At 31.1% G+C, this 4054-nt stretch carries 5 protein-coding genes; 4 read left to right on the forward strand and 1 reads right to left on the reverse strand.

What is annotated here, in order from left to right; all coding sequences use genetic code 11:
* The first annotated feature begins 1001 nt into the window (after positions 1–1001).
* Genes ACQKP0_RS25625 through ACQKP0_RS25635 form a run of 3 tightly spaced genes read left to right on the forward strand, consistent with a single transcriptional unit; the run spans position 1002 to position 1891 of the window.
* Positions 1002–1262: a YolD-like family protein gene (locus ACQKP0_RS25625; RefSeq protein WP_427408640.1), complete on the forward strand. Its 261-nt coding sequence runs from the start codon at positions 1002–1004 to the stop codon at positions 1260–1262.
* A gap of 23 nt (positions 1263–1285) precedes the next feature.
* Complete coding sequence (locus ACQKP0_RS25630; protein ID WP_427408641.1) at positions 1286–1630, forward strand: YolD-like family protein; 345 nt, start codon at positions 1286–1288, stop codon at positions 1628–1630.
* Positions 1631–1690: 60 nt separating this feature from the next.
* Positions 1691–1891 (forward strand): hypothetical protein, encoded by a 201-nt coding sequence (locus ACQKP0_RS25635; protein WP_427408642.1) that lies wholly within the window; start codon positions 1691–1693, stop codon positions 1889–1891.
* A gap of 18 nt (positions 1892–1909) precedes the next feature.
* Here the strand turns inward: ACQKP0_RS25635 and ACQKP0_RS25640 are convergent, their stop codons facing one another.
* Positions 1910–2332 (reverse strand): DNA-directed RNA polymerase subunit alpha C-terminal domain-containing protein, encoded by a 423-nt coding sequence (locus ACQKP0_RS25640; protein WP_427408643.1) that lies wholly within the window; start codon positions 2330–2332, stop codon positions 1910–1912.
* 151 nt (positions 2333–2483) lie between these two features.
* On the opposite strand from ACQKP0_RS25640, the gene ACQKP0_RS25645 reads away from it, so the two are divergent.
* On the forward strand, positions 2484–4010 hold the full coding sequence (locus ACQKP0_RS25645; protein WP_427408644.1) for a recombinase family protein: 1527 nt from the start codon (positions 2484–2486) through the stop codon (positions 4008–4010).
* Positions 4011–4054: the final 44 nt, after the last annotated feature.

Genomic DNA, 4054 nt, shown 5'->3' on the forward strand with positions numbered 1-4054 from the left:
AGAAGAAGAGAGTTTTTCCCCTTTGAATTTGAAAGAAGAGAGTTTTTCCCTTTTGAATTTGAAAGAAGAAGGCGCTTTGAATTTGAAAGAAGAAGACGTAGATTCTATTAAGTAAATGATTTTAAAAAGTGTTTCCAGAGCCCACAGGTAAGAACGAAGCTGCCATAAAAGGCAGCTGTTCTTATTGAACTAAAATTGCAGTTCAATAAGGGTTATGTCTCTTTAGGAAATTAATGTATATCTTCTTTCATCAATTAAAGGTTCTTTCATTACATTCTTCAATAAATTATTATGTAATTTGTTTTTAAAGGCTTCTTAACTACAATAAGACATAACTTAAGTAAACAAATCAATTGTTGGCTTTTTGTAATTCAGCTAGATATGTGCATATTACAAAAAAAGAAGCATCCGAAAATGCTTCTTTAAAAAATGGACCTTTAGGAATAAAGTGGACTAATTAAAATATATGAAAAATATACTGTTTTGATACTTTTATATACCTAGAAAGAAATATACTTTTTGACTCAAACGCCACTTACAAAGTAGGTGTATTTTTTATGATTTTCATGACTGAAGTAGGTATAATTTAATTGTCTCTTACAAATATTAGTATAACACCTTGACTTACTTCCAAGTGAAAAGCCCTTTTCGAGAGGGACTTATTTTTTTGTAGAATCAAAGGACTTTTTACCTATTTCTAGAAATAGTTAATAAGACTTGTATAAGGAGGAACAAAATTGGAAATACACTGTCAAAAGTGTAGAAAAGTTATTAAAGATGACGACAAACTGATTATGGATATCTTCAACACCCTTACGCATTTATTTTGTTACAGGGGTATATTTGAGATCAAAGAAGTTGGCTCCTTTAAAGAAATAAAAAGCAAATATACGTTTTTCGGTTAATAGCCTTTTCAGGCTTATTTTTTTTACTTGAATTTAGAACGTATGTTCTTATATAATAAGAATAATAATTCATGTTTTCAAATGGGGGAATAATCAATGGGAGTTAAAATGCCAAAAAAATCAAAGCCACAAAGACCAACTCGAGATGAATTTGAATTAGAAGAATTAGGAAAAACGCTTGTTGAAGCATTTAAAGAAGAAAATGAGGTAATCCTTACTGTATGGCAGAAAGGGCAGGTACAAGGTAAGATAGTAAAATTGGATGGCCAGACAAAATTAATACATGTAGAAAACGGATTCGAGAAAGTAAAGATTCCTTTCTTAGATATTTTGAAAGTAGAAAGCGTTCCTCAATAGATAAATAATAAGGGTGATTAATAATGGATTTAGATAAATTGAAAGACAGAGGTCTAATGAAATGGCATGGATTCTTTATGCCCGAACATATAAAAGAGTTGCAAGACATTTGGCAAGAAGATCAGCTGGTATCAATGCCAATTTTGGAAGAATATCAAATTGAACAATTAGAAGGTGTGGTCCATTACTCAATGGAATACGATCTTCCCGTAGAATTTAAGTTGATTACACATTGTATTCAACATCAGATTACCGGAAAAGTGATTAATATAGACCATATAAAAAAACAGTTCAAGCTAAAAGAAATGAACAATAACACTGATTATATAAATTTTAATGAAATAACAGATATAAAAATTGTGGACTAAGAGGAAATACCTAGATAATTGTAGAATATTGTAAATACATTCTAATTAGGGGGTATTTCGATGTCTGAAAAAGTAGTACCACGTTGTCCGGTTTGTAAGCAGCCTATGAGATTAAATCATAGAGTAATCATGGATATCTTAAATGGACTGATACACGAAGAATGTGGAACTGATATACCAATTAAGGATAAAGGAACTGCTGAAGAAATGTTAAATAAATACCCAATGCATTTTAGTAATTTAAAGAAACGTATTAAATAGACCGCCCTTTTGGGACGGTTATTTTTTATTAAATTGCTTAATTCTAGTTCTTACTTCTGATATTTTATTAATAATTTCCGCCTCAATTTGTTCTCCTACACCTCTTATTTTTTTGAAATCAAAGTCAGAATCTAATAGGTCTCTAACAGTCACTATCCGTTTTCGACGTAATGCATTTTCTGCTCTTACTGATAGTTCTAATGACTCAATATAGTCATCGAGTATGCCGTCTGCCGTCTGTTCTTTAACTCTTATCCAAATATCTCTAATATCCATTTTCAATATTTCTGATATATGAAATGCCACAGAAAACGAGGGCAAGGTTTCGTTGTTTATTATCCCCTTCAAAGCAGCACGACTGATCCCAATTTTATCTGTAAATTCTTCGTTCGTAATATTTCTTTCAGTTAAAATTGCATTTAATTTACATATATATTCCATGCGTTATCCCCACTAATAAATAACTAGTTTCTACTATATTATATATAAGTTATTTTTTTTATAGAAATAAAAACAAATGTTCGGTATAATTATAAGTAATCACAACAGGAGTTTACCCATAAAATGTACCAATAGCAAAGGGGGGATTATTTTGCTGTTAAACTACAACGAAGATAAAACAATAATTAGTTATTCTGAATATCCGTATTTAGTTTATGGTCGTGTATCAACTGAAAAAGATGAGCAAGTATCATCGATCGAAAACCAAATTGATATTTGTCGAGACTGGATTGAAAAAAATGGTTATGAGTGGAATGAACAGTCGATTGTCTTGGACAATGGTATAAGTGGAACCATACTTTTAGATCGTGTAGCAATGCAGCTTGTACTAGAAAAATCACGTAAACGTGAAATTAAAATGGTTATATTTAAATCTATTCACCGTCTAGCAAGGGATATGAAGGATGCTCTTGAAATTAAAGAAATACTTCTTGCACATGGAGTCCGACTAGTAACAATCGAGGAAGGGTATGACAGCCTTTACGAAGGTAAAAACGATATGAAGTTTGAAATGTTTTCTATGTTTGCTGCTCAATACCCTAAAACTTTATCTGTTTCGATTTCCGGTGCACTAGCTGCAAAAGTACGTAGAGGGGAACATATAGGTCCAATTCCATTTGGTTATTCAACAGAAGAAAAAAAGCTAATAATATATGAAGAAGAAGCTCCTACAATAAGACAGATATTTAGATGGTACCTTCATGATGGTTTTGGTTTTAAAACAATAACTCGTCTCTTAAATGAAGAAATGATTAAAGGGAATGTATCTAAACCACGTAAAAAGGATAAATGGCAGGTAACGACTGTTCAGCGAATTATTCAGAATCCAACATATGCAGGTATTTTTGTTTATAACCGTTATACCAAAATAAAAATAAACGGTCGAAAAAAGCAAATTCAAAATCCAAGGGAAAAATGGATTATATATGAGGATCATCACCCAGCAATTATTTCGAAACAAGAATGGGAAACAGCTAATAGCAAAGAGGTAACGAACAAGAAAACCAAAATAACTGCATGGAATGAATTTCGAGGACTATTAAAGTGTTCTGAATGCGGATCCAACATGGTAATTGTTCAATCATTCAGAAAGAAACAAGATGGGACCAGAACAGAATGGAAATACTTAAAATGTAGTGCCTACAGACGTGGAGGTAAATATGGATGTGTAAATCATACTCCTATTAGGTATGAAGATTTTAGAGAATTTGTATTGAAAAAAATTCAGTTAAAAGGAAGAAAAATAAAATTAAACTTCGAGAATAATATACAGCAGCAAAAACAAAAAGAAATTTCATCATTGGATAAACAAAAAAACACCATAGAACAAATGAATAAAGATTTAATCGACTTATACCTTAAGGACAAATTGATTACTAAACAAGAATTTCAACAAAAGAGAAATGAATATGAATCAGAGATAAAGAGTTTAACAGACCGTATCTTTTTATTAAGCCAGGAAGAAGAAGTTAAAATTGATATCGAAAGTATCCAAGAAGCCTTTAAGCAACTAAAAAAACATGACGAAGATCTTCACCATGCTTTCAGTACTTTAATTGATAATATCGTTGTTTATCCTGATGGTAAGTTGGACTTTAATTACAAATTTGAGCTTTAGTTTTTTATGTGTTTGTGATTGGTATACATCACAAATGCCATGCA

The organism is Heyndrickxia sp. NPDC080065, from assembly GCF_050281185.1.
GTDB lineage: Bacteria > Bacillota > Bacilli > Bacillales > Bacillaceae_C > Heyndrickxia.

Bases quoted from the DNA above. Each gene is read 5' to 3' on its own strand.
- ACQKP0_RS25625 (WP_427408640.1), top strand. From the start codon at position 1,002: ATGGGAGTTAAAATGCCAAAAAAATCAAAGCCACAAAGACCAACTCGA.
- ACQKP0_RS25630 (WP_427408641.1), top strand. From the start codon at position 1,286: ATGGATTTAGATAAATTGAAAGACAGAGGTCTAATGAAATGGCATGGA.
- ACQKP0_RS25635 (WP_427408642.1), top strand. From the start codon at position 1,691: ATGTCTGAAAAAGTAGTACCACGTTGTCCGGTTTGTAAGCAGCCTATG.
- ACQKP0_RS25640 (WP_427408643.1), bottom strand. From the start codon at position 2,332: ATGGAATATATATGTAAATTAAATGCAATTTTAACTGAAAGAAATATT.